Origin of the sequence: Cobetia sp. 5-25-4-2, assembly GCF_013374075.1 — a bacterium.
Lineage (GTDB): Bacteria > Pseudomonadota > Gammaproteobacteria > Pseudomonadales > Halomonadaceae > Cobetia > Cobetia marina.
Genome location: NZ_BLWK01000006.1, coordinates 232,770 through 258,206, shown reverse-complemented (window position 1 = coordinate 258,206; position 25,437 = coordinate 232,770). Strand labels below are relative to the sequence as shown.

Below are 25,437 nucleotides of genomic sequence, written 5' to 3'. Positions count from 1 at the left end.
TGCTTGAATCGAGACTGATGCACATGCTGAAACGGTTTTGAAAGTGCGAGTGCGAGTGCAAGAGGGAGAGCAAGTGAGAGAGCAAGTGAGATTCAGGGGGCTCATAACGAAGGCCGATCATGGCATGACATTGCCGGTCGGACTGATGACTTTTCTGGTCCAATTGGGGGGAGTCTGCGTGGGCATGTCGCTCCCCAGCGTTGCGAAAAGCTGAACGTTTCTCGATGTTGATGTTATTTGGCTTCTATATAGTCAATGGCTGATATGGTAAGAAAAGTGAAATATATGGCGATTTCCTGGGATTTCTTGTAGCTGTCTCGTTGCGCTTGAAGCAACCCGATCGCTTTTTTCTATGGGCGTGGTAGCAATTATTGATTATTGCTATGAAATTGGCTGGCTAATACTTCGTGGCCTAAACCCTGATTCCACGAGGAAGTCGCCTGATGCTGAACCTCCGTTTCCCTCTCAAGACCATGACTGCCGTCATGGCGTTGGGTCTCTCCGCCAATGGCATGGCGCAGGAAGAAGAGACTCTGACGCGCTCCAACGGTGCCCCGGTCGGCAACAACCAGAACTCTCTGACCGCTGGCCCGAATGGACCGACACTGCTGCAGGATCACCACCTGATCGAGAAGCTGGCGCACTTTGATCGCGAGCGCATCCCGGAACGCGTGGTCCATGCCCGTGGTACCGGTGCCTATGGTGAGTTTCGTGCCACTGAGGATCTGAGCGACCTGACCGTCGCGGCGCCATTCCAGGCGGACGGCAAGGTCACTCCGGTCTTCGTGCGCTTCTCCGCGGTCATCCACGGCAAGCACTCGCCGGAAACCCTGCGTGACCCGCGCGGCTTCGCGGTCAAGTTCTATTCCGATCAAGGCAATTGGGACCTGGTCGGCAACAACTTCCCGGTCTTCTTCATTCGTGATGCCATCAAGTTCCCGGACATGGTGCATTCTCTGAAGCCGGACCCGCGGACCAACCTGCAGGACCCGAACCGCTTCTTTGACTTTTTCAGTCACATTCCGGAAAGCACCAACATGCTGACCTACGTCTACTCGCCGCTGGGGATTCCGACCAGCCTGCGTGAGATGGATGGCTCGGGCGTGCATGCCTTCAAGTTCGTGAATGCCGAAGGTGACTGGAAGTACGTGAAGTTCACCTGGAAATCCCGCCAGGGCAACAACGGAATGTCCGTCGCTGAGGCTGCCAAGGTGCAGTCCACCAACTTCAATCACTTGACGGAAGACCTCTACACCCATCTGGATCAGGGGGATTTCCCGATCTGGGATCTCTACGTCCAGACCATCGAGCCAGACCAGCTCAATGACTTCGACTTCAATCCGCTGGATACCACCAAGATCTGGCCGGAGGATCTGATTCCTGCCCGCAAGGTCGGTGAGCTTGAGTTGAATCGTGTCCCGGACAACTTCTTCCAGGAAACCGAGCAGGCCGCGCTGGCACCTAGCAACATGATCCCGGGTATCGAGCCGTCGGAAGACCGCATGCTGCAAGGGCGTCTGTTCGCCTACGCCGATACCCAGCGCTATCGCCTGGGGGTCAATCACCAGCTTCTTCCGGTCAACGCACCCAAGGTCGACGTGCACAGCCACAATCAGAATGGGGCTGGCTACTCCACGCCGCGCTCCGGCTCCATCAACTACCAGCCGAGCCGCAATGCCGGTGGACTGGTGGATGACGCGACCTACGAATACAAGCGCTACACCCTCAATGGCACGACCCAGCAGCAGCCGATCGAAAAGCAGCAGAACTTTGCGCAGGCGGGTGAGCTGTATCGCTCCTTCTCCGAGCAGGATCAGACCTACCTGATCGAAGCGCTGGCGGGCGATCTCGGCAAGGTCAAGAACGACGAGATCCGCAACATCATGGTCAGCTACTTCTATCAGGCCGACCACGAATACGGCGAGCGTCTGGCCAAGGTCGCTCACGTGGACATGGACGATGTCGAGGAGCTGATCGACGCGCAGCAGAAGTGATCTGACGCGTCGCGTGACAGGGCAGGGGGGCAATGCCTCCCTGCCATCTTCCCGACCGATTTCTGGACCAACCTCGAGGAGAGAGTCCCATGACCTTGACCGTGAAAGCCCCCATCAGGCAATCCATCACGAACCTTGTCACCTTGATGCTCGCGCTCAGCGTCGCCGTCATGAGTCTGCTCGCCCTCCCGGCGCAGGCGGACGAGGGCATGGACATCATGGATGCCGCGCGTGAGGGCGACAACGCCGCCATCGAACGCTACCACGACCAGGGCGGAGACCTGTCGATCACGGAATCCCACGGCTATACGCCGTTCATCATGGCTGCCTACTACGGGCATACCAGCACTCTGGCCCTGCTCAAGGGGTATGGGGTGGACGCCTGTGCCGTGGATGAAAGAGGCAGCAATGCCTTCATGGGCGTGGCCTTCCGTGGGCATGTCGAGACGGCAGACTGGCTGTTGGCCAATACCGACTGTGATGTGAATCATCGCAATGCCAGTGGCCAGACGGCGCTGATGATGGCCTCGCTGTTCGGGCGGGAAACCATCATCAGGCATCTGCTCGATGCCGGGGCCGACCCCGGAATTGCGGATCAGCAAGGCAATACCGCCGAATCTCTGGCCGCCGCTCAGGGCCTGTCACGCATCGTCACCCTGGTGAAATTCAACCTGTAAGGCGTGCAGAGGTTGCCTCTGCCATGCCCGAAGCACCATTGGACGGCTCGGCCGTCCTCTACCCGAGTGCCGCTCCCGTTGGGGCGCTCACTCGACACCACTTGGAGTCTCTCTGAATGAAACGTCTGGTTCCCCTTGTCTGCCTGTCCATGCTCACTGCGGTCAGCACTCTCAGTCACGCAGAAGATAGCGTCTCCGATGCCCGGGTACGTGCTGCCTTGAGCGAGCCTCTGATCGCGGGTCACGCCCACGCGGCGTCCACGCGGCAGGCCGTCTTTGCCGCTACCGGCATGAGCACCTCGGCAGGACGTGTGCAGCAGGCGCTGGAGCAGCCGCTGCAAGGCCTGCGCGGGGCCGCCGGTGGGATGATGAAAGCCCGCTATCAGGCCAATGATGCTGGCAAGAGTGTTTCTGCAACTCGAGTGGAGCACGCGCTCAACGACAGCGTGTAAAGCCCCGCATTTCGAGTGATTGAGCGTCTGGCGACCAGCAACAACACCATCAATGGCTGACTCAAGACGAAGCCCGTCCTTGCCTTGCGCTCGATGACTCGAAAGATCTCTGGAAAGCCCTGAAGAAAGCTCTGAAGAAAGCCCTGGAGAGAGACTCGCAGAAGGTCCCGGGAAAGCCCCCAGGACGACACGCGGAACTCTGCCTCCGCGCTCAGCGCCGGCCGAAAGGCCGCGTCGTCAGAAGCGTGCGAGCATTGCCCGCCGCGATGGCATCCTTGCGCAAATGCATGTGACTGACTCGGGCTATCGCCCCTGATGCAGCAGCATGCAGGACGTGTCTTTGCCCAAAGGTGACCTTGTCTGAAGCTGACCCTGCCGGAAGATGACCCTGCCCTGAATGTCCTGTCCCGACATTCCTTGCCCACCTCCGTGCGGGCTTTCTTGCATTCCTTGCCCGCCTCCGTGCGGGCTTTCTTGTCTTGCGCGCCGGTTCGCGGTGCATCAGCTCTTCAGGAATCCGGCCCTGGCCGATCAGGGGTCGAGGCGTGCCACGCGCTGCGAGATCTCTCTGATCAGCGCCGGAAGCTCGCGTGCACTGCGCATCTTCAGTGCCCCGGAGGGCGTGCCGAGGCCGTCCTCATGGTGGGCGAAGTGGATGACATGCATCCCGGCATCCAGCCCGGCTTTCACGCCGACGGCGGCATCATCGATCACCACGCAGCGCTGCGGCGCGAACCCCATCTGCTCGGCGGCGAGGCGATAGAGGCGTGGGTCCGGTTTCCAGACGCCCAGGGTGTAGGCACTGAAGATATGGCCGTCAAAGAAGCGCGCCAGCCCGGTGGTATCCAGCGCCAGGCGTACCTTGCGTTCCGGCCCGTTGGTGACCACGCCGCATGGGTAGCCGGAGAGCTCCGCCAGTGCCTGAGGCATGCCGGGCATGGCCGTGAGGCGAGCCGTCATCAGGTCCTCGAGGGTGGCACGCATGCGGGCCTCCATCTCATCCAGCCGCTCGGGGGCCAGCGCGCCATGATGTGCCTCGAGTTCCGCGACGATGCTGCGAAAACGTACGCCCCGGAAATGATCCAGATACCGGGCGGCCGTGAAGGGCAGGCCGTAGCCGGGTAGCGTGCTGGCAAGCGCTTCTGCCAGCAGGACTTCGCTGTCTACCAGAGTCCCGTCGGAGTCAAACAGCAGGCAGAGTTCGGCCATTGATGCCTCGTGGAGTGTCGGAAGTGATAGTCACGACATTAGCAGTTTCCTGAGGGTGGCGGCCATGGGACAAGTCGTTGAATTCACGCCTCTCATGGCGCATGAAATGCGTCCGGGTGGCGGAGTTGCCAGGCGGGACTGAGTTGGGCGACTGAGTTGGGCGAGCCAATGAGAATACGTCTTCTTTGGATATTTGTTGACAGTGTCAACCAACTATCCATATAGTTGCCCTTTAGCAACCAACTGATGGAAGACCATGGCAACGACCGCTTTGCATGAAGTGCTGCATCGTCTGATGCACGTCTATCGCAAGCAGCTGCGCGATGGCATCCAGCAGCACGGCATCGACTTGCCTGTCCTGCACATCCGGATGTTGAAGAGCATCGTCCGGGTTCCCGAATGCACCGCCCACAAGGTCGGGCAGCTGCTCGGGCAGGACAAGGGGCGTGTCACTCGCGTCCTGAACGAGCTGGAGGCCCGCGGGCTGGTGTCACGACACCAGAACCCGCAGGACCGGCGCAGTCAGCTGCTGCAGGTATCCGCAGCGGGGAGTGACATGCTGGAGCGAGTCAAGGTGCTGGAACAGGAGACGGCCCAGCGCATGGCCGGTGATCTCGGTGATGAGGAGATCGCGGCCTTTCTGAACACGGCGACTCGCATGATGGACAACGTCTCCGCATGCGGGGATTTCAGCGCTGATGTGCCCAATGGCAACGACGACAGGAGTGCGTGAGATGGCCAAGCCCGCGATGCGAGACCTCGAGGTGATTCGTACCCAGCGTGTCACCGAACACATGTTGCGCGTGACGCTGGGGGGCGAGAATATCGGCTCCCTTCCCGAAAGCCAGGAGAGTGCCTACATCAAGCTGGTCTTCGCGCGTGGGGAAGGTGAGCGACCGATGATGCGCACCTACACCATTCGTCATCAGCGCGCGACCGAGATCGATGTCGATTTCGTGCTGCATGAAGAGGCAGGCCCGGCGTCTGTCTGGGCGGCCAGCGCCAGGCCGGGTGACAGCATCACTATCGGCGGCCCGGGGCCCAGGAAGTTGATCAACATGGCGGCCGACAGCTTCTTGCTGGCGGGTGACATGACGGCGTTGCCGGCGATCAGTGTCAATCTGGCCGAACTGCCGGCGGATGCCCGAGGACACGCCATCATTGAAGTGCCGGATGCGGCTGACATCCAGACGCTTGAGCACCCGCCGGGAATCGAGCTGCACTGGCTGATCAACCCGCAGCCAGACCCGGAAGGCCAGCCGCTGCTGGAGAAGGTTGCCTTGTTGCCGAGACTGGAAGGTCAGATCTCTGTCTGGGCGGCCTGTGAATTCGGCAGCATGCGTGCGCTACGTGCTCACCTCAAGCAGGCCTACGAGATTCCCAAGTCCCACTTCTATGTCTCGAGCTACTGGAAGATCGGTCAGTCAGAAGATGGTCACAAGCTGGCCAAGCAACAGGACGCCGAGACCGAGCAGGCGGACTGACACCGGCGCGTCAGGTGCAAGGCAGGTGGTCCGGACACGAAAAAGCCCCACAGGCAGGCCTGTGGGGCAATCTGACAGTCAACGCATCGCGAGCATCGGCTGACTGACCCGCAAACAGCGGACGGACTCAGAAGCGGTAGCTGGCACCCAGCCGGATGTCACGACCTGGCTCCAGCATGCTGTCGCCACTGCTGAGCAGGTAGCTGCTGTGATCGCTATAGCGCTTGTCGAACAGATTGTTGACCGCCAAGGTCAGAGTCAGATCCTGCCAGGCGGCCGGTGTCCACTGGGCGCGGATGTCGTGCGTCACGTAGCCCGGCTTTTCCTCATCGCCTTGTGCCACGCGCTCCAGGCGCTCCACCGCATTGAGGGTGTAGCCCAGCGTGATGTCGTGGTGCGCAAGACGGTACTGGTGATCCCAGGTCCACTTGTCGCCGGTGGAGGCACCGATGTTCATCTCGTCACCCAGCGGGTCGCCGTCGTTGTTCTTCATGACGACCTTGGCGTAGCCCAGGCGGGTGTCATAGCCACCGACTCCCCAGTTCAGGCTGGCTTCATAGCCACGACTCTCGACGTCGCCATCCAGGTTGTAGAGCACCGCCGGGTCACTGCCGCGATCATAGGCCTGGTAGTTCTCGATATCGGTATGGAAGCCGGTCAGCGCGAAGCCGAGACGATCTCCCTCCATCAGGGCATCTCGCTGATGCCAATCCAGACCGATTTCACGTTGACGCGCCTTCTCCGGCTCAAGCCCTTCCGCGATGGTGACATCATCCCCGATCAGGATCACTTCCCGCGCCTTGGCACCCCGGATGGCCTCGCCGTAACCGGCATGCAGGGTCAGGTTGTCAGTGGCATCGACACTCAGAATCGCGTTGGGGGAGACCTCGCTGCCACTGACGCTACCCGCCTCGCCGTAATCGCTGTCGTAATCATCCAGGCGCGCGCCAACGGACAGAGCCCACGGGCCCAGTGTCATGCGGTTCTGGGCGTAGACTCCCAGGTTGCGTGAAGTGTCTTCGTTGTTGGGGCCAGAGCTGCCTGCGTCATCGGAGCGACGGGTGTCCTGATCATAGAAGTCCACGCCGGTCGTCAGGGCATGCGCCACATCACCCGTCTTCAGACGGAAGGTGTTGCGCACATCCGCGCCGAATTCGCGGGAGCGGCTGGTGCTGCCACTTTCGACACGATCCAGTTCCTGGGTGGTGTGATAGAGGGTGGTCTTCGTATCGATCAGGTCATTGCCCGGGTGCCAGGCGTGATTGACGGTAAAGGTCTCACGCTCCATTTCCTGATAGGTCGGCTGCTGGCTGCTGAAGCTCGGCATGTGAGGGCGTGTGAAGTAGGTGCCGTGATCGGTCGTGCGCTCGGCACTGATGCGCAGGTCCTGATCATTGACGTCAAGCAGAGACATCTTGAGCAGGTAGCCGCGCTGCTGGCCTGCGGTCTGTTCCTGCTCACCGCCACCGCCGACCTCATAATCATCGCTGTTGCGGCCACTGACATATCCCATCAGGCCGAGATTTTCCCCCAGACGTCCATAGAACGCCGTGGTGCCGGAGGTGGCGTCCGCCGCGCTCTCGGTACCGACGGAGACGCGCGCCCCCATATCCTGACCGGGCTTGAGCAGATCCTGCGCATCCTTGGTCTCGAAGCGGAGGCTGCCGCCAAGCGCCCCCGGGCCATCATCCGCCGTCGCAGGGCCGGTATCGACTTCCGCCTGCTTGAGCAGGGCAGGGTCAATGGTCAGTCGGCCGGTATGGTGGAAGAGATAGCCACCCTGACGCGCGCCATCGATGGTGACGTTCAGGTTGGTGTCTTCCAGTCCACGAACATAGACCTTCTGGCCGATGGCGATGCCGCCACCGACACTGACCCCCGGTTCGGCACGGAAGAGGTCTTCCAGGTCACGAGCCTGGCGTTCTTCGATCTCTTCGGCGCTGATCACGACATTCTGTTCAAGACGGTCTTCGCTGACGACAAGCGTGGACATGTCGCCGGCGAGCGCATGGCTCGTGGCGCCGAGAGTCAATGCGCTGGCGGAAAGGACGGCGGCGGTAAGCGGATGGAGACGGAGATGCACGTGGATTCCCTTGCTTTGAATAGTTATATCTAACGATTGGCAATGCTAATCGTTCTCACTAACTATTTGCAAGATCCTTGCACAATTTATCGTCAGACGCCTCTCCTGAGTCGTCACGAGCCTGTCAGGCGCGAGGGGATTGCGCTGTGGTAGGTGAGCGGCAGAAAGTCAATGAAGACAGCTCTCGAAACTGAGCTTGGCTTTCTGCGGTTCTCGACAATCACATGACGGATAACGCATAAAAAGCCCGCCATCATGGATGGCGGGCTGTCTTGTCTTTCACCGACGTCTAGCGTTTCAGGCGACTCTTGCTTGGATCACTCAGCGCCTCGCAGGTGCGAGGCGCGAAGGAGCGTTCAGCTCGTCGAACCAGCCTTCTCGGGGGCCGCCTGCTTGAGCTGCACCGGCTTGCGGATACCGAGGAAGTAGACGAAGACCACTGTCAGCACGACGAAGAACAGGCTGTCCGGAGTGGTGAGGAAGGTCATCGGGTTTCCATTGGAGAGTGTCAGCGCGCGGCGCAGGAACTCTTCCAGATTCGGGCCGAGAATGAAGCCGAGCAGCAGCGTGATCACCGGATAATCATGCTTGCGCATCAGGTAGGCGACGATGCCCAGCACCAGCGTCATCATCATCTGGAACACGGAGTAGGTGGCCACGAAACTGCCGACGACGGCCAGCAATGCGATGGCACCGTAGAGCACGTCCTTGCGGATGGTGACGATGCGCAGGAAGTAGGGACCCATCAGATAGAGCGTCAGGGGAATCAGGATCAGGGCGCTGAACAGCAGCGAGGCCAGCATCGGCGCGATCAGTCCGGATTGTGACGCCATCAGTTGCGGCCCCGGCTGGATGCCGTTGATCACCAGTACGCCCAGCACGATGGCCGTGACCGGATCGCCCGGAATCCCGAAGGTCAGCATCGGCACCAGAGCGCCACCACAGACGGCATTGTTGGCACTTTCGGCGGCGGCGATGCCCTGAGGATTGCCCTTGCCGAAGCTCTCGGGCTTCTTCGAGGTGCGCACGGTTTCCACGTAGGCGAGGAAGCCGCCCATCGAACCGCCTGCGCCGGGCAGGGTGCCGACCATGTAGCCGATCAGCGTCGACTTCAGATAGCAGCCGATGCCGATCTCGCGAATGGCGCTCAGCGGCGGAATGAAATCACGACGCTTGAGCTGTTGGCTGGCCTTGAGCTGCTGGCGGATGGCGGCGTCCTTCTTGCGATTGCCGACCTGGATCAGCAGCTCGCTGATGGCGAAGGTGCCGATGATGACCGGCATCAGGTCGATCCCGGCAGTCAGTTCACTGATGCCGAAGGTGAAGCGCGCCAGTGGCTGCATGGCGTCCAGCCCGATCGTCGCCAGCATCAGCCCCAGGCAGGCGGTGATGCCGGCCTTGCGGATGTTGCCGCGCTGGGCGACCACGATCACGATCAGCGCGAAGGCGATCAGCGCGCACTTGCCGGTGGTCTTGACCAGCAGTGAGGCTTCGGCGATGAACGGTGCCAGCACGATCAACAGCAATGCGCCGAGACTACCGCCGACCATCGAACCGAAGGAGGCATGACCCAGCGCCAGGGCACCTTCGCCACGCTGTTGCATGGGATAGCCTTCCAGTGCCGTCATCATCGAGGAGGGCGCGCCGGGGATGTTGATGGTGGTGGCGGTGATGCTGCCGCCACACATGCCGGCCATGTAGATGCTGGCACACGCCATCAGGGCGGTAGTCACGTCCAGGCTATAGGTCAGCGGCAATAGCAGGGCGAGCGCCAGGGTGGCGGTCAGGCCAGGAATGGCCGAGAAGATGGTGCCGATGACGAAGCCGGCGACCACGTAGAACAGGATGACCGGGTCCAGCAGCAGGGCGAAGCTTGAAAATACCTGAGCGATGAATTCCATGCGTCATCCTCCACTCGTGGCGACGAGAGCGGACAGCTCGAAGGTCGGCAGGTGGACATTGAAGAGTTGTTCGAAGAGCAGATAGCCCAGTGCGGAGATGGCGCAGGCGATCAATGCCTTGCTGATCCATTTCTCACGCCCCGAGAACAGCAGCATCACGCTGAAGACATAGAGTGCGGACGCTAGCAGGTATCCCAGGTGCGAAAACGCCAGGATATAGAGGGCGGTCACCAGCATCAGGCGCAGCGCCGGTGAGAACAGCGGTGCGCTGGCGTCGCCGTCGGTCGTGGAAGACTCCTTGCCGTCATCCGCTGCAGCGCCGCGGCTGGCGCGGTGCTGGCTGACCAGCTGGGCCACGCAGAGCACGAGCGCGATGCACCCGATGAGGGCAGGGAAGAACGAGGCCGTCAGACGGCCATTGTCCAATGGCGGCGCCATCTGGAAGGCGCTGATCAGATAGAGCGTACTGACGGCCGTCATGACCAGCGTCAGCGGTGTCGCCCCGCTGATCAACCAGTGGCGTCGGGGAGGGGAAGCGGATGAGGACATGACAGAATTCCTTGACGGCGCCCGTTGCCGGACGCCGCTTGACGATGGAAGTGAAGGAGGACGGGTAGACGTCGAGTGGCATCGACACTCAGCGGTGCCGCTTGCCGGCACGTCTACAGGCCGAGTTCATCCATGGCGGTGAAGGTCTTCTGTTGGTAATCCTCGATCCAGGCATTGACCTCATCGCCGCCCAGCCAGCTGGGCGTGACGCCGACGCCCGTGATCCACTTCTGGAATTCCGGTGTCTCGTAGGCCGTGTGATAGGCATTTTCCAGCGTGCTGACTACCTCATCCGGCGTGCCCTTGGGCACGGCCAGCACGATGAAGCTGCCGGTTTCCAGATTGCCACCCAGTTCACTCATCGGCGGCACTTCCGGATAGGCGGGGTTCTGCTCTGACGAGAATTCGACGATGCCCTGGGCATCCCCGGATTCCAGAATGCCCGAGAAGTCACCCAGGCTCGAGATGGCACCGTCGATCTCGCCGGACAGCAGTGCCTCGGCTTCGGCGGTGGAAGAGCCCGGATAGGTGATGACATTGAATTCGACACCGGCTGCGGCTTCCAGGCGGCGAACTGCCAGGTAGGGGCCGGAACCTCGCGGGGCGACACCGATACGCACGGTACCGGGGTTGGCGCGTGCCGCCTCGATCAGCTGCTCATAATTCTCGTAACCGGATTGCTTGGATACCACGATGGCGTCCGCTTCCTTGGTGATGCGAGCGAAGGGAATCATGCGGTCCAGCGAGTAGCCGGGCACCAGGTTGCCGCGAGGCAGGGTGATGATGCTGTCATAGGTCATCACGCCGACGGTATGGCCATCCGGACGGGCCTTGCTGAGTTGCATCAGGCCGGTGGCGGTGATGGCACCCCCGATGTTCTCGACGTAGATCGATTTCGGCAGGTCCTGCTCGGCCAGGTTACTGATCTTGCGGCTGATGGCATCGGCGCCGCCGCCGGCGGGCCACGGCACGATCAGTCGGATGTCACGCACCGGATAGTCGGCCTGGACACCGGTGCTGACGAAGGGCGAGGCCGCGACCATGCCGGACAGGGCAATCGGGGCGAGCAACGCCAACAGTGAACAGGAGCGGGTCCTTGAGCGAGCGCTCGGCGTGAGACGACGTGAGTTGGCTTGACGGGTGTCTTGGCGATTGTCTTGACAGAGCATGGCACGACTCCAGTGTTGTTATGGTTGTGGTCACTCGATACGCATTGATGCAGGAGGGGCGGTGGACGACAGGCCGGCGTGACCTGTCGTCCGGGGTTACCGTGGACAAGACGGTATGGGCGACATGCAGATTACTGCTTGGCTGCCATGTAGCGTTCGAATTCTGCGCGGGCCTCGTCCGTCGGCGGATACAGGCCGATCACGGGCGTGCCGTTACGGACTTTCTCCAGCACGTAATCCTCGAAATCTTCCATCTGACTGGCTTCTTCGGCGATCTCGTCGGCCAGCTCAAGCGGGATGACCATCACGCCATCGGCGTCGCCCACCAGCACGTCGCCCGGGAAGACCGGCACGCCGCCGCAACCGATCGGCACCTGCAACTCTACCGCATGGTGCTTGGTCAGGTTGGTCGGGGCGCTGGGCTTGGCGCAGAAGATCGGCAGGTTCATCTCGGCGGCGGCGCGGGAATCCCGGATGCCGGCGTCGGAGACGAAACCGGCGCACTGACGATACTCCAGGCGGGTCAGCAGGATGCTGCCAGCACTGGCGGCCGAGGCATCCTGACGGCAGTCAGACACCATGACATGCCCGGACGGGACGGTTTCCACCGCCAGGCGCTGCGGGTGCTTGGGGTCGCGGAAGGCGGCGACGGTGTCGATGTCTTCGCGTGCCGGGATATACCGCAGTGTGAAGGCCTGGCCCACCATGTGGGTCGTCTTGCGGTTCATCTGCACCACGTTCTGGATGAAGGTGTTTCGCAGGCCACGCTTGAAGAGCAGGGTGTGCAGAGAGGCGGTGGAAGCGCGCATCAAACGCTCGCGGGTCACGGAGGAGAGCTCGGCGTAGCTGGCGTGCTCGGTAGAAGTAATGGCAGTCATATGGCGTCCGTCGTCAGTCTATGGGTAAGGAGGCTCGGCTCTCGGCAACGTGCCTGGCCAGAGTGATCAGTCGACACGTGCGTCTGATGGGGTTTCCGAGATCACTATAGGGGGCTTGAGATGACTGATCAAACAAATATTGACAACTTTGGATGATCAATAAGTCTAGTGTCGGAAGCGAAAATGGCACTCATCACCATGGCTGTCCGGCATGGCACGCGAAGGACATCGTGGGGCACGCGAGCGTCACGTTCTGCTCTCGTTACTCGTCATGTCACTCAATATGTTGATATTGATGGATTTATTTTGTGGGTCTCAGGCCGATAGGGGGTCTCGCCCAGTCCCACGATACGGCTTTCCGGTGAGGAGCCGTGACGGTGGCAGGAAGCAACATGAGCCGGCTCGTCATCGCCAGCGACATAGGTCGCATGGCAGCACCTGACACAAGTTGTCATATTTTGTCGGTGGGTGTTGTCCGCCCCTTTTTTGACCGTCAAGGAGATGACATGGAAGCGACATGGCGCTGGTTCGGTCCCGAGGATCCCATCACGCTCGAGGAAATTCGTCAGACTGGCGCGACAGGTATCGTCACGGCGCTGCATGAGATACCCAATGGCGAGGTCTGGCCGTTGGCCGCCATTCGCGAGCGCAAGGCGCAGATCGAGGCGGCCGGTCTCAGGTGGTCGGTGGTCGAGAGCATTCCCGTCCATGAGAGCATCAAGCAGGCAGCGCCCGGCAGTGATCGCCATATCGCCAATTACCAGCAGTCGTTGCGCCATCTGGCGGAGTGTGGCATCACCACGGTGTGCTACAACTTCATGCCGGTACTGGACTGGACGCGCACCGATCTCGCTTGGCAGCTGCCGGAAGGTGGAACGGCCCTGCGCTTTGATCAGGATGCCTTCGCGGCCTTTGATCTCTATCTGCTGGAGCGCCCCGGCGCCGAGCGCGAATACACCAGCGAGGAGCAGCAGGCCGCGCGGCAGCATCTCGAGACGCTGGATGATGCCAGTCGCGAGAGGCTGATCCGCACTATCATTGCAGGACTGCCCGGTGCAGAAGAGGGCTACAGCCTGGCGGAATTCCGCGCCGCGCTGGCGGCCTATGACGGAATTGACGCCGCGCGCCTGCGCCAGCATCTGGCCACCTTCCTCAAGGCTATCGTGCCGGTGGCGGAAGAGGTCGGCATTCGCCTGGCCATTCACCCCGATGATCCGCCGCGGCCGATGTTTGGCCTGCCGCGCGTGGTCTCGAGCATGGTGGATGCCGACTGGCTGCTGGGTGTCGTGCCCAGCCCGGCCAATGGCCTGACATTCTGTACCGGCTCCTACGGTGCCAATCCGGATATTGATCTCAGCATCATGGCGCGCCGCTTTGCCTCTCACATCCACTTCGCTCATCTCAGAGCCACCGGGCGTGACAGCGAGGACAAGCGCTCCTTCCATGAAGCACAGCATCTCGAGGGGGATCTGGACATGGTGGAGATCATCCGTGTGCTGGTGGCAGAAGAGCGCCTCCGCCTGGCGTCTGGTGGAGCCCCCCTGCCGATGCGCCCGGACCATGGCCACCACATCCTGGACGATGCACGCCGCGAGACCCGCCCGGGGTACCCGCTGTATGGGCGCATGAAAGGGCTGGCGGAAATCCGTGGCCTCGAGATGGCGATCCAAAGACTGGCCTGACGGCGGGTACGCCACTCAAACAAGAACGGCCACCCCGGTGTCTAGACCGGGGTGGCCGTTCTTGTTCATGAGGCCAGACAGACAGGTCTGTCTGGCCAGGGGGCTGCTAGACGAAATCGGGAGCGATCAGGCGCGGGATCGCAAGCACGAATTCCGGGAACAGGATCATCAACACGATCACGGCCAGCATCACGCCCAGGTACAGCATGGTGGTCGCCATGGCCTTGAGCAGGGGGATGCCGCCGATCTTGGCGGAAATCATCAGACATAGGCCGTAGGGCGGCGTGATCAGCCCCAGGCCCAGCGCCATGACGCCGATGACACCGAACTGCACGGGGTGCACGCCTGCCGCCATCGCCAGCGGGTAGAAGATGGGTGCCATGATCGCCATGGCGGGCAGGGCGTCCATGAAGGTGCCGATCACCAGCAGCACGATGGTCATCACGATGAGCAGCACGGTCGGGTCCGTGATGCTGACGCCTGCCATCAGCTTCGGCGGAATCTGATAGAAGCTGATCAGATACCCGAAGATGGCCGCGCCCACCAGACTGAACAGCGACAGCGAGCACAGCCTGACGGTGTCGGTGGAGGCATTGAGCAGCTTGGTGAGATCCAGCTCGCGATAGATCACGAAGCCCAGCACCAGTGCGTAGACCACCGCGATCACCGCGGCTTCGGTCGGCGTCACGATGCCCAGGGTGATGCCGCCGATGATCACGATCGGAATCCCCGAGGCCAGCAGACCATCCTTGCCGGAGCTTGCCAGCTCCTTGAGGGTGGCACGCTTGCGTACCGGCACGTTGTAGCGGCGCACGTAGCGGGTATTGAGCAGCAGCTGAGCCACGCCGATCATCACGCCGGGCAGAATGCCGCCGAGAAACAGGCCGGCGATCGACGTGTTGGTCAGCGCACCCCAGACGATCATGTTGATCGACGGCGGGATGATGGTGCCCATCACGGAGGAGGCGGCGGTGACCGCGACGGCGAAGCTGACCGGATAGCCTTCGCGCTTCATGGCCGGTATCAGTACCGTCCCCACGCCGGCACTGTCAGCGGTGGAGGAGCCGGAGACCCCGGCGAACAGCATGCTGACCAGCACATTGACGTGAGCCAGCGCACCACGGAAGTGGCCGACCAGTCGCATGCACAGCGTGATCAGGCGGTCGGTGATCCTCGCGGCATTCATCAGGTTGCCGGCGAGCAGGAACAGCGGCACGGCCAGCAGCACGAAGGAATCCATGCCGTTGTACATGCGCTGGAACATGATCCAGTAGGTCAGACGCGGGTCCAGCAGGATCAGCGTGGTCGTCGTCAACACCAGTGCCATGGCGATGGGAATGCCGATCACGATCAGGATGCCCAGCACGCCGAACAGCAGCCAGGGCATCAGGTAGAGCCAGTCCATTGGCATCATGGCAGTGTTCTCCGATCAGTGGCGTCATGCGCATGGCCGGCGATGACGGGGGACAGGACGGCCTGCGTCTCCTCCGGCGTCGCCAGTTCTTCCGCCTCGCTGGGCGTATTGAGTGCCGCCTCCATGGCCTTCATGCCGAAGAGCCAGGCATGCAAGAGTCGCTGCAGACTGAACAGCACGATGAAGACGCCACTGACGGTGAACACCGAATAGACGTAGATCATCGACAGCCCCGAGGCCATGGCACTGCGGCGCAGGCCCGACAGCGCGAAGTCCTTGCCGTGGACGATGAACAGCACCCCCAGCAGCAGGCAGGCGAGATCACGGATCCAGCGCGTGACGAGGTCGGCGCGACTGCCGCGAGGGAAGGCTTCGAGCACGAAGTGATCGGCATGCAGCACCCCGACGGCGGTGCCCAGCATCACCATCCACTGGAAGGCGAAGCGGCTGAATTCCTCGGTCCAGAACAGGCGAGGCAGGAAGGCCAGGTTGCGACTGGCGATCTGATAGATGATGAAGACGATGAAGCTTGCCAGCAGTACCAGCAAGACGAGATAGAGCAGACGTTCGAGCGTCCGATTCAGGCGTGAGAGCCCTGCGAGCACAGAAGGCATGGCACTGTCCTTTCAAGAAGAGTGCGAGGGAAGGAGAGCGACGACACGAGAGTGATGACACGCGAGGTGACGTGCGCCAGGGGCAGAGGAAGGTGGCGGGGCGCCTGTCCTGAGGCCAGAGTTGGCTGCAGGTGAGGCGCCCCGCCTGACATGCCTTATCTGACGGCGCGTACCTTGTCGTAGATGTCCTGCAGTCCCATCTCGGCGATCACTTCCTTGAGCGGCTCGGCGACGATCTCCTGCATGCGCTCACGGTCGATCTCATGCAGCTTGGCACCCTGCTTCTCCAGCTCCGCGAGGGCTGCCGCGTCCTGTTCCAGCTGCACCTTGCGGGCGTAGGCCGCCGCTTCGTGCGCGGATTCCATCAATGTCTTCTGCTGCTGCTCATCCAGGTTGTCCCAGGACATCTTGGACATGGTCAGCAGGCGCACGGTGATGTCGTGCTCGGACAGCGCGATGTTGGGGGCGACTTCGTGGAAGCGCATGCGCAGTGTCCATTCCGGCTCATTGAGCAGGCCGTGGATCGCGCCCAGCTGGATGGCGGTGTAGATCTCCTTCCAGGCCACCACGCTCGGTTCGACCCCGAGTGCCTGCCAGGCGACGATCAACGGCTTGGTCGGATTGGTGCGCAGCTTGAGGCCCTTAAGGTCATCGAGTGAGGTGACTTCGCGCGAGCTGACGATGTGGCGCTTGCCTCCACCGAAATAGGCCAGCACCTTCACGTCGGTCTCGTCACTGATCTTCTGGGCAATTTCTTCCCCGACCTCGCCATCCAGCACCTTCTGCCAGTGGTCGACATCGCGATACAGGAACGGGATGGTGAACACGTTGGCGGTGGGCGAGAAGTCGGTGATCAGCCCGGGGCTGACGATGGACATGTCCAGCGCGCCGGCCATCTGCTGCTCGAACATCTCGGTTTCATGGCCCAGTACCGAGTTGCCCATGATGGTCATGGTGATGTCGCCATCGGTCTTCTCGGCGAGCAGGTCGCGCAGGCGCTCGGCGCCGAGCTGGTAGGCGGTATCTTCGGTGCCGGCGTGGCCGAAGCGCAGCTCCATTGCCTGGGCACTGGCCGAGAAGCCGAGCGTGGCGCCCAGCAGGGTGCCGGTGGTGGCCGCGACGGCCAGCCCCTTGCTCAGCCCTCTGGACAGTCGGGCGCCCACAGGTGAGCGCTGGGAAATGGCAGGGGTGGACGTAGTTGGATTGATCCAATTCAGCATGATGGCGTTTTCCTTGGCGTTGTTTGTTGTTGTGCCTTGCGTCTTTCCGTCTTTCCGTCTTTCCGTCTTTCCGTCTTGCAGTCTTTCTGTCTTGCGGCTTGCCAGACCGGCAGTCTCCAGACGGCCGGTCCATGCTCGGGGGTTGCGCGGCCAGTCGATGCTCTCCAGGCATGACCCGCCGTTCAGAGAAAGCGTTGCCGTCAGTCCGGGCGAGGCGTCTCGACGATGGCGTCGTCAGGACTCCCGCAGGAGCGGCGTATCTTGAGTTCCGGCGGCATGATGACGCTTTCTCGCTCGCCGCCGGGATTGGCGATCCGTCGCAATGCCAGTCGCGCCGCCTGCTCCCCGATGGCGTAGGGGTGGGTGGCGATACTGGTCAGGGGCGGGTCGCCCAGTTCGGCTTCCTCGACATCATCGGTGCCGATCACGGCACAGTCGCGACCGGGTTCCAGCCCCATCTGGCGCAGGCCCAGCATGGCACCGAAGGCCACGAGGTCGTTGTGGCAGACCACGGCCGTCGGGCGAGGGCTTTCCTGCATCAGGGTCTTGATCAGCTCATGGCCGACGCGCCGGGTCACGCCATTGCCGCGCACCAGGCGGCGATAGCTCAGGCCGTGATGATCCAGCGCGGCCTGATAACCCAGCCAGCGGTCATGACTGACCGAGTGGTCCGCGCCGCCGATGAAGGCGATGCGCTGATGGCCCAGGCTGACGAGGTGATTGACGGCCATCTCGGCCACGCGCCGGAAATCGGTGCCGGCGTAATCGAAGGGCGGGGCGTCCAGATAGCGCATCACCTGGATGCAGGGCATGCCCCAGTCGGCCAGTTGATGGATCAGGTTCGGGTCTGAGTGTTCGGCGGGGCACAGCAACAGGCCATCGACACGATGTTCACGCATGCGCTCGATGAAGCGCTGCTGACGCTCAGGGGAATCCTCGCTGTTGGCGAGAAATGACACATAGCCTTCCTGATGCAGGGCGGCATCGATCCCCGCGACCATGGAGCCGAAGAAGGGGTTGGCGATGTCATAGACCACCACGCCCAAGGTCGCGGTGCGGCTGCCGCGCATGGCGGCGGCGCCACGGTTGTAGACGTAGCCCAGTGTCTTGATGGAGTCCTGGACCTTCTCGCGGGTGCGTTTCGCCACCAGCGGGCTTTCGCGCAGCACCAGCGAGACCGTGCTGCGCGAGACCTTGGCATGTGCCGCGATATCTTGAAGCGTGATGCTGCTCGAGGCGCTCTGTGATGATGGGGCCTGCGATGACGGGACCTGTGATGACGGGGCCTGCGATGACACCGTGGCATCTGCCTTGGCCGGCGGTGTCGTGATGGGATCTTTCATGGCGTCTTCCCTGGGCGTTTTCTTGTTGTCATCCCGAACTCATTGCCGGGGTGGAGACGTTTTTGGATGGTTCCAAATCCATGTCCAGAGCATAGAGCAATTCGCCCGCGCTCCCCTCAGCACTTTGGTCTGGCAGCCATGTGTCGAAGGGGCGGCGTCACAGGTCTGCCGGCCACCGGTCTGCCGGCCACCGGTCTACCGGCGCGTCCAGTTGGCTTCATTGACCGCACTCAGCGGCGATTTCCCCGCCAGTGCCAACAGCAGGTTGTCCAGCGCACGCTGCGCCATGGCGCGGCGTGTCTCATGGGTGGCAGAGCCGATGTGCGGCAGTGCCACGACCTGTGGCAGGCGCGTCAGCGGTGAACTTGCCGGAAGCGGCTCCTGCTCGAAGACATCCAGCCCGGCGCCGCGGATACCGCCACGCTCGAGACACTCGATCAAGGCCGCTTCATCGATGACACGCCCGCGGGCGATGTTGATCAGGATGGCGCTGGCGGGCATCAGTTCCAGCTCACGCCTGCCGATCAGGCGCTCGGTCTGCTCGCTGAGCGGGACGGTGACGCAGACGAAATCGCTGGTCTTTAGCAAGGTGTCCAGCTCGACACGGCTCGCGCCCAGTTCGCTCTCCAGCGCAGGTTTGGGGGAAGCATTCGAGTACTGGACCCGCATGCCGAAGCCGAGTGCACCGCGCCGCGCGATCGCCGCGCCGATACGGCCCATGCCCACCATGCCGAGTGTCTTGCCGTGCACGTCCGTACCGAAGTGAGGCGGTGTGAGGCCATGTGTCCATTGGCCGTCGCGCACCATGTTGGCCAGCTCCACCGCGCGTCGTGCCGTGGCCATGATCAACAGGAAGCCGACATCGGCAGTGGTCTCGGTCAGCACGTCCGGGGTGTTGCACAGCAGGATGCCGCGCGCGTCCATCGCCTCAAGCGGGTAGTTGTCATAGCCCACGGAGACCGTGCAGATCACCCGCAGTGCGGGGGCGGCATCCAGCAGCGCTTCCGTGATCCTGTGTCCAGAGCAGATGAGTCCATGGGCATCGTGCAGGGCGTCGTGCAGTGCCGCATCCAGCGCCTCGGCGCTGTCATGCCCCTCCAGCAGCACGACGTCATGCCGCTCGCGCAGGGTGGCCATCTGCTCATCATCCAGCGCCTTGAGCACCACGACCTTGCGGCGGGTCACGCACTCGTCTACGTCACTTGTCATATGGCTGCTACCTCGGGCCGAGTAGTGCTGTGCATGCATCCTTGCCTCCTTGAGAGCGTGGGCGATGAACTGGCCGGCAGGCTGCCGTCAGGGGCGTATCGCCACTGGGTGTCATTGGAAACTGGCCGCGAACTCAGGACACGCTGACGGCATCACCCGCTTCGAGCGTCTTGAGCGTCGCGCGATCCGGCAGGCCCTCCATGTCACCCCGCACCTGAACGGCACGGCTGCCGAGCAGATTGGCGCGATGCATGGCGTCTTTCGGGGAGAGCCCTTCAAGCAGTGCGCTGACGACACCTACCGCAAAGGCATCGCCCGCCCCCACGGTATCGACGACCTTGTCGACCCGCAGGCCCGGGACGCTGAAGGCGGCTTCCTGGCCGCCGATCATCCCGCGGTAATAGCTGCCCTCAGGGCCCAGCTTGATGATGACGGCCTTGGCACCTTGCTCGAGATAGTGGCCGGCGATGGCCTCAGGTGTCTTCTGGCCGGTCAGTCGCTCGCCTTCTGCAAGCCCCGGCAAGACCCAGTCGGCGCGGCTTGCCAGCTGATTGAGGGTGTCGCGCATCTCCTGCTCGCTTGACCACAGGGTAGGGCGCAGATTGGGATCAAAGGAAATGCTGGCACCGGACTGGCGGGCCTGTTCGAAGAGATGGAACGATAGTTCACGACAGCTGGGGGAGATGGCCGGCGGAATGCCGGTGGCATGCAGGTGGCGCAGGGCGCTGAAGTCGATGCCATCGGCGTCACTGGCATTCATGCGGCTGGCGGCGCTGCCCTGACGGAAATACTCGACATGCGGATCTTCCCCCTGGCTGGCGCGTGCCTTGAACATCAGGCCGGTAGGGGCATCGCCGTCGCGGGTCAGGTGGCGACAGTCCAGCCCGTTGTCTTCCAGGGTCTGGCGCAGATAGCGCCCGAGGCTGTCGTCGCCCACGCGGCTCAGCCAGCCGACATGAAATCCCAGCCGGGCGAGGCCGATGGCCACGTTGGTATCGGCGCCGGCGATGCGTCGCTCGTAGTGCGAGACCTGTGCAAGATCGCCCTCGCTTTCGGCGACCAGCAGCGCCATGGCTTCGCCAAAGGCGAGGATTTCCAGTGGCGAGGAAGAAGAGAATGAGGATGGCGTCGATGACGCGTTGGCTTGCTCAGACATCATGGCGTGTCCTGTGTAGTTGGAGCCGTTCCTTGTGCTTGTCCTGCATGACGACACGGCTGGCGAAGCCGCGCCGTCATGGAAATTGCCGTACTGCGCATTGTCGGTCAGACGTCACTCACTGCACGTCACTTGGGCAATGACTCAGAGCTGGCGCTTGCCGTCCACCAGACGCGGCAGGCCCTGGGTGCCGTCACGCAGGGTCGGGCTCAGCAGTGCCTCAGGCAGATCCTGATAGCACACCGGACGCAGGAAGCGTTCGATGGCCGCGCTGCCCACCGAGGTGGTGCGGCTGTCAGAGGTTGCCGGCCAGGGGCCACCGTGGACCATCGCCTGACAGACTTCGACACCCGTCGGCCAGCCATTGGCGAGAATGCGACCGGCGCGACGCTCGAGCACCGGCATCAGGGTGCGGGCGGCGTCGATGTCGGCATCGTCCAGGTGCAGGGTGGCGGTCAGCTGGCCTTCCAGGTGCTCGCAGACCGCACGCATCTCGTCCAGATCGCGACAGGCGATGACCAGCGAGCTGGCACCGAAGACTTCTTCCTGCAATGCGGATTCACTCAGGAAGTCGCTGCCGGTGGTGCGGAACAGCGCGGTCTGACACGGACTTGCGTTGTCGCCATCCAGTGCGCCGCGCGCGACTTCCTGTACCTGGGGCAGGGCGGAGAGCTTCTCCACGCCACCCCGGTAGGCATCGTGGATGCCCGGCGTCAGCATCGTCTGGCAGGCACTGGCCGCGACATTGTCGGCGGCGGTCTTGAGGAAGCGCTCCAGCGCTTCGCCTTCGAGGGCCAGCACCAGTCCCGGGTTGGTGCAGAACTGGCCGGCACCCATGTTGAGCGAGGCGATGAAGGCCTGTCCCAGCCCTTCGGCACGGGCTTCCAGCGCGGCCGGCATCAGCAGTACCGGGTTGATGCTGCTCATCTCGGCGTAGACCGGGATCGGCTGAGGACGTGCCTGGGCGGTCTTGAGCAGTGCGGTACCGCCACTGCGTGACCCGGTGAAGCCCACGGCCTGAATGCGCGGGTCATTGACCAGTGCCTGACCCAGGGTGTTGCCGCTGCCGTAGAGCAGCGAGAAGATGCCTTCCGGCAGGTTGCAACGTGTCACGGCGCGCTGGATGGCGCCGCCGACCAGCTCGGACGTCCCCGGGTGAGCGGAGTGTGCCTTGACGATGACCGGGCAGCCAGCCGCCAGTGCCGAGGCGGTATCGCCACCGGCCACCGAGAAGGCCAGCGGGAAGTTGCTGGCCCCGAAGACGGCGACAGGGCCGAGGCCGATGCGACGCTGGCGCAGGTCGGCGCGCGGCATCGGGCTGCGTTCCGGCATGGCCGGGTCGATGCGCACATCCAGCCACTCACCGGCGCGCACGACGCCGGCGAACAGGCGCAGCTGACCGCAGGTACGGCCACGTTCCCCTTCCAGACGAGCCCGCGGCAGGCCGGTTTCCTGAAGGGCGCGCTCGGTGATCTGCTCGCCGATGGCCTCGATTTCCTCGGCGATGGTCTCGAGGAAGCCGGCGCGGGTTTCAGCATCCGTTTCCCGGAAGCTGTCAAAGGCGTCGTGTGCCAGCTGGCAGGCCAGCTCCACCTCACGGGCACCACCGGCCGGATAGCCCGGCGCCAGGCGCTCACCGTTGGCAGGATTGATGGCGTGTACCGGCTTGCCGTCGGCCAGCAGACTCTGCTGTCCGATGATCTGGTGGCCGCGCAGTGTCGTCTGATCGGAAGGTGACATAAGGCGTCTCTCTTTTCGTGGGGCGTTCTTTTCGTGGGCACAGTCCGGAATGTCCCGCCTCCATCGCCCTCATGGGGCGCGACGCGGGACAAGGGAATGCTCGTCTCGACTGACGGTGCATGGCGGGACTGTTGCGTGCCGACATGTCATGAGGCCGAGGGCGAGACATTCAGGCTGCTGGGGCGCGTCTCATGGGCGCGATGCCGTCGTGGGCGGTATGCCTCACGGGCACATCTGGCCGCCATTGATGTCGATCACCTGGCCCGTGATGTAGCCACTGGTGGCGTGGGAGGCGAGGAACAGGAAGGTCGGTGCACATTCCTCGGAGGTGCCGAAGCGGCCCATGGCGATGCTGCCGGCGATCTTGGCACGCAGCTCTTCGCTCTTGTCGGCGTGGAAGACGGTATCGATGGTGCCCGGCGACACGATGTTGAAGCGCACGTTGTCCTTGGTGAATTCCTTCACCCAGTTGCGGTGCAGGTTGTGCAGCATGGCCTTGGTGCCGCCGTACAGGGAGGCGCCGAGACCACCGCCCTCGCGGCCCGCGATGGAGCCGGTGCTGATGACGCTGGCGGTGGTGCCGGAATCCTTGGCGGAGGCCTTCAGATGCGGCATGGCATATTTGGTCGTCATGATCGCGGAGCGCAGGTTCAGATCCATCACCAGGTCGAAGGCGGCATCATCCAGGCTCTCGAGTCCGGCACGCACGCCCAGGCCACCAGCGTTGTTGACGAGCACGTCCATGCCGCCGAAGGCCTTGGTGAAGTCTTCTACCAGTGCAGCGCAGCCTTCGCTGGTGGACAGGTCGCGCGCGAAATATTCAAAGCGAGCACCGGTGGCTTCCATCTGGGCGATGGCGTCGCGAGCGGCGTCATCCTGCTGGCGGCTGTTGATGCCGACCACTGCCCCTTCACGGGCGAAGGCCACGGCGGCTGCCAGACCAATACCCTTGGTGGAGCCGGTGATGAGGACTTTCTTCTGCTTGAGATCGGTGAACATGTGGGATTCCTGACGGTGGAAAGCCGTACGCTCTTGGAGGCGGCATGGCGAATGAAAGGTGGAGGAAGTTGCGGCGAGCATTGGCTCCCTCTCGGCACGAGTCACCTTAGCCCAGGCAGACACGATCGACAAACAAATAATGACAACTGGCGAGTAGTGCTTTAGTGCAGTTCGCCGTTGGGTATCTCTGGATCACCCGCCAATGGCACCTGGCAGGACGCGGGCTAGTTTCGGGACAGGGCAGGCGAGCTTTCCTGGAATGAAGGAAAGGGTGATTTGTCGTGAATTGACAGATAAATAAGTAAAATCAATAAGTTATTCAGGTTTATCGTAGTCAGCCATGCGCAGGATACGCCGTGGATTGCGGCCATTGGATAAGGGTCTCGCTAGCCCGGTTCGGCTATCCTAGAGGTAGATCCCGTCAGCCCCCCACGACAGCCAACCCTCACTCCCTCCCTGATGCTCATTTTTGGATTGGTCTAAAGTTCAAGTTGTCATAACTTGTAAAATTCGTGCATCCCGCTGACACTGATCTCAGTGCCTGGGGCAGCCAACGCCAACCTTCATGACGCTGTCCCACGCTGCAATGCCGCAACAGACATAGCCACGCAACGCCTCCATAACAAGACAACGAGAGAGTCTTCGCCATGCGTAAATTGTCACAAGTCCTCTGCGCCTCCGTGCTGACCCTGTCCGCTTCCGCGGTGATGGCAGCCGACTATCCCTACAAGCCCATCACGCTGATCGTGCCATGGTCTGCCGGTGGTGGCAGCGATGCGGTCGGCCGTCAGCTGGCGGCGGGTCTTCAGGAAGAGCTCGGTCAGCCTGTCAATGTGGTCAACAAGACCGGCGGTTCCGGGGTGGTAGGTCACATGTCCATGAAGATGGCGCGCCCCGACGGTTACACCCTGGGGCTTGGCACCGCAGAGATTGCCACCTACCAGCATATCGGTACCGCGCAGCTGTCCTATGAGGACTTCACGCCCATCGCGCTGCTGAATCTGGATTACGCCTCCTTCACGGTGAACGCCGATTCCGAGTGGAAGACCCTGGATGATGCGCTGTCGGCGCTGAAGGCCAATCCGAGCGATTACACCGTCTCCGGCTCCGCGCCCGGGGCTGCCTATCATCTGTCCTTCGCCGGCTTCCTGGATCAGCAGGGCATCAATCCGAATGACGTGACACTGGTGCCCAGTGAAGGCGCCGCGCCGGGTCTGCAGGAGCTGGCAGCCGGTGGTGTGGATATCGTGTTCTCCTCGCTTCCGGAAATCGAGTCCATGCGCAAGTCCGGACGCGTCAAGGCGCTGGCGGTGCTGGCCAATGATCGTGTCGATTCCTTTGAAGACATTCCGTCCGTCAAGGAAGTCACGGGTGATGACTGGATCCAGGGCTCCTGGCGTGGCCTGGTCGGGCCCAAGGGCCTGCCGGAAGAGGTGACCGCACGCCTGTCAGAAGCCACCGAGAAGGTCTGGAAGTCCGAGCAGTTCCAGGACTTCATGTCCGGTCGCGGTTACGGCACCGTCTGGGAAGATGCCGAAGGTTTCCGTGCCTTCATGAAAGATCAGGATGAGAAGAACGCTGCCACCATCGAAAAGCTGGGTCTGGCCAACTGAACGCGCGGGTCGCCGTGAGCGTCTGCCATTCAGCGTGTTCGACCGTTTCTT

21 protein-coding genes are annotated in these 25,437 nt (G+C 62.4%); 7 read left to right on the top strand and 14 right to left on the bottom strand.

The genetic code is table 11. The annotated features are described in order from the left end of the window. The first annotated feature begins 443 nt into the window (after window positions 1-443). From HXS65_RS13780 to HXS65_RS13770, 3 genes are all read left to right on the top strand, one after another. Window positions 444-1,994, top strand: a complete 1,551-nt coding sequence (locus tag HXS65_RS13780) for a catalase (protein WP_176494177.1) — start codon at window positions 444-446, stop codon at window positions 1,992-1,994. An 89-nt stretch (window positions 1,995-2,083) separates the two neighbouring features. Beyond that, window positions 2,084-2,671 carry an ankyrin repeat domain-containing protein gene (locus HXS65_RS13775; protein WP_167592990.1) on the top strand — a complete coding sequence of 196 codons (588 nt, stop codon included), beginning with the start codon at window positions 2,084-2,086 and terminating at the stop codon, window positions 2,669-2,671. Window positions 2,672-2,787: 116 nt separating this feature from the next. After that, window positions 2,788-3,123 carry a hypothetical protein gene (locus tag HXS65_RS13770; RefSeq protein WP_176494176.1) on the top strand — a complete coding sequence of 112 codons (336 nt, stop codon included), beginning with the start codon at window positions 2,788-2,790 and terminating at the stop codon, window positions 3,121-3,123. Between the two features lie 531 nt (window positions 3,124-3,654). Here the strand turns inward: HXS65_RS13770 and HXS65_RS13765 are convergent. Next, window positions 3,655-4,332, bottom strand: a complete 678-nt coding sequence (locus HXS65_RS13765; protein ID WP_136939207.1) for an HAD family phosphatase — start codon at window positions 4,330-4,332, stop codon at window positions 3,655-3,657. A gap of 256 nt (window positions 4,333-4,588) precedes the next feature. Between HXS65_RS13765 and HXS65_RS13760 the strand changes: the two genes are divergently transcribed. After that, on the top strand, window positions 4,589-5,065 hold the full coding sequence (locus HXS65_RS13760) for a MarR family winged helix-turn-helix transcriptional regulator (protein WP_084208366.1): 477 nt from the start codon (window positions 4,589-4,591) through the stop codon (window positions 5,063-5,065). A 1-nt stretch (window position 5,066) separates the two neighbouring features. Beyond that, complete coding sequence (locus HXS65_RS13755; RefSeq protein WP_176494175.1) at window positions 5,067-5,816, top strand: siderophore-interacting protein; 750 nt, start codon at window positions 5,067-5,069, stop codon at window positions 5,814-5,816. Between the two features lie 127 nt (window positions 5,817-5,943). Here HXS65_RS13755 and HXS65_RS13750 read toward each other — a convergent pair whose 3' ends face one another. The 5 genes from HXS65_RS13750 to HXS65_RS13730 all read right to left on the bottom strand — a co-directional run bounded on the left by HXS65_RS13750 (window position 5,944) and on the right by HXS65_RS13730 (window position 12,396). Beyond that, window positions 5,944-7,899: a TonB-dependent receptor domain-containing protein gene (locus HXS65_RS13750; RefSeq protein ID WP_176494174.1), complete on the bottom strand. Its 1,956-nt coding sequence runs from the start codon at window positions 7,897-7,899 to the stop codon at window positions 5,944-5,946. A 356-nt stretch (window positions 7,900-8,255) separates the two neighbouring features. Next, window positions 8,256-9,800: a tripartite tricarboxylate transporter permease gene (locus HXS65_RS13745; RefSeq protein WP_136939210.1), complete on the bottom strand. Its 1,545-nt coding sequence runs from the start codon at window positions 9,798-9,800 to the stop codon at window positions 8,256-8,258. 3 nt (window positions 9,801-9,803) lie between these two features. Next, the gene (locus HXS65_RS13740; protein WP_176494173.1) at window positions 9,804-10,349 is read right to left on the bottom strand and encodes a tripartite tricarboxylate transporter TctB family protein; all 546 of its coding nucleotides are present in this window, start codon (window positions 10,347-10,349) and stop codon (window positions 9,804-9,806) included. A 113-nt stretch (window positions 10,350-10,462) separates the two neighbouring features. Next, window positions 10,463-11,518: a tripartite tricarboxylate transporter substrate binding protein gene (locus tag HXS65_RS13735; RefSeq protein WP_255304522.1), complete on the bottom strand. Its 1,056-nt coding sequence runs from the start codon at window positions 11,516-11,518 to the stop codon at window positions 10,463-10,465. 131 nt (window positions 11,519-11,649) lie between these two features. Next, the gene (locus HXS65_RS13730; protein ID WP_176494172.1) at window positions 11,650-12,396 is read right to left on the bottom strand and encodes a ribonuclease activity regulator RraA; all 747 of its coding nucleotides are present in this window, start codon (window positions 12,394-12,396) and stop codon (window positions 11,650-11,652) included. Window positions 12,397-12,902: 506 nt separating this feature from the next. Between HXS65_RS13730 and uxuA the strand changes: the two genes are divergently transcribed. Continuing rightward, the gene (uxuA, locus tag HXS65_RS13725; RefSeq protein ID WP_176494171.1) at window positions 12,903-14,078 is read left to right on the top strand and encodes a mannonate dehydratase; all 1,176 of its coding nucleotides are present in this window, start codon (window positions 12,903-12,905) and stop codon (window positions 14,076-14,078) included. 106 nt (window positions 14,079-14,184) lie between these two features. Here uxuA and HXS65_RS13720 read toward each other — a convergent pair whose 3' ends face one another. From HXS65_RS13720 to HXS65_RS13685, 8 genes are all read right to left on the bottom strand, one after another. After that, entirely contained in the window at window positions 14,185-15,492 is a 1,308-nt protein-coding gene (locus HXS65_RS13720; RefSeq protein WP_176494170.1) for a TRAP transporter large permease, read from the bottom strand. Beyond that, a complete protein-coding gene (locus tag HXS65_RS13715; RefSeq protein ID WP_176494169.1) occupies window positions 15,489-16,106 on the bottom strand; it encodes a TRAP transporter small permease in 618 nt (205 codons plus the stop codon). Before HXS65_RS13715 ends, HXS65_RS13720 begins: the two co-directional genes overlap by 4 nt. A gap of 155 nt (window positions 16,107-16,261) precedes the next feature. Beyond that, on the bottom strand, window positions 16,262-17,326 hold the full coding sequence (locus HXS65_RS13710) for a TRAP transporter substrate-binding protein (RefSeq protein ID WP_141391709.1): 1,065 nt from the start codon (window positions 17,324-17,326) through the stop codon (window positions 16,262-16,264). Between the two features lie 200 nt (window positions 17,327-17,526). Further along, complete coding sequence (locus HXS65_RS13705; protein WP_176494168.1) at window positions 17,527-18,669, bottom strand: LacI family DNA-binding transcriptional regulator; 1,143 nt, start codon at window positions 18,667-18,669, stop codon at window positions 17,527-17,529. 195 nt (window positions 18,670-18,864) lie between these two features. Continuing rightward, the gene (locus HXS65_RS13700; RefSeq protein ID WP_176494167.1) at window positions 18,865-19,878 is read right to left on the bottom strand and encodes a D-glycerate dehydrogenase; all 1,014 of its coding nucleotides are present in this window, start codon (window positions 19,876-19,878) and stop codon (window positions 18,865-18,867) included. A 133-nt stretch (window positions 19,879-20,011) separates the two neighbouring features. Then, a complete protein-coding gene (locus HXS65_RS13695) occupies window positions 20,012-21,034 on the bottom strand; it encodes a sugar kinase (RefSeq protein ID WP_176494166.1) in 1,023 nt (340 codons plus the stop codon). Window positions 21,035-21,178: 144 nt separating this feature from the next. Continuing rightward, window positions 21,179-22,774 carry an aldehyde dehydrogenase (NADP(+)) gene (locus HXS65_RS13690; protein ID WP_176494165.1) on the bottom strand — a complete coding sequence of 532 codons (1,596 nt, stop codon included), beginning with the start codon at window positions 22,772-22,774 and terminating at the stop codon, window positions 21,179-21,181. Between the two features lie 222 nt (window positions 22,775-22,996). Beyond that, window positions 22,997-23,773, bottom strand: a complete 777-nt coding sequence (locus HXS65_RS13685; protein WP_054557138.1) for an SDR family NAD(P)-dependent oxidoreductase — start codon at window positions 23,771-23,773, stop codon at window positions 22,997-22,999. A 647-nt stretch (window positions 23,774-24,420) separates the two neighbouring features. Between HXS65_RS13685 and HXS65_RS13680 the strand changes: the two genes are divergently transcribed. Continuing rightward, window positions 24,421-25,386, top strand: coding sequence for a tripartite tricarboxylate transporter substrate binding protein (locus HXS65_RS13680; protein ID WP_077377584.1), 966 nt, complete (start codon window positions 24,421-24,423; stop codon window positions 25,384-25,386). The last annotated feature ends 51 nt before the right edge of the window (window positions 25,387-25,437 follow it).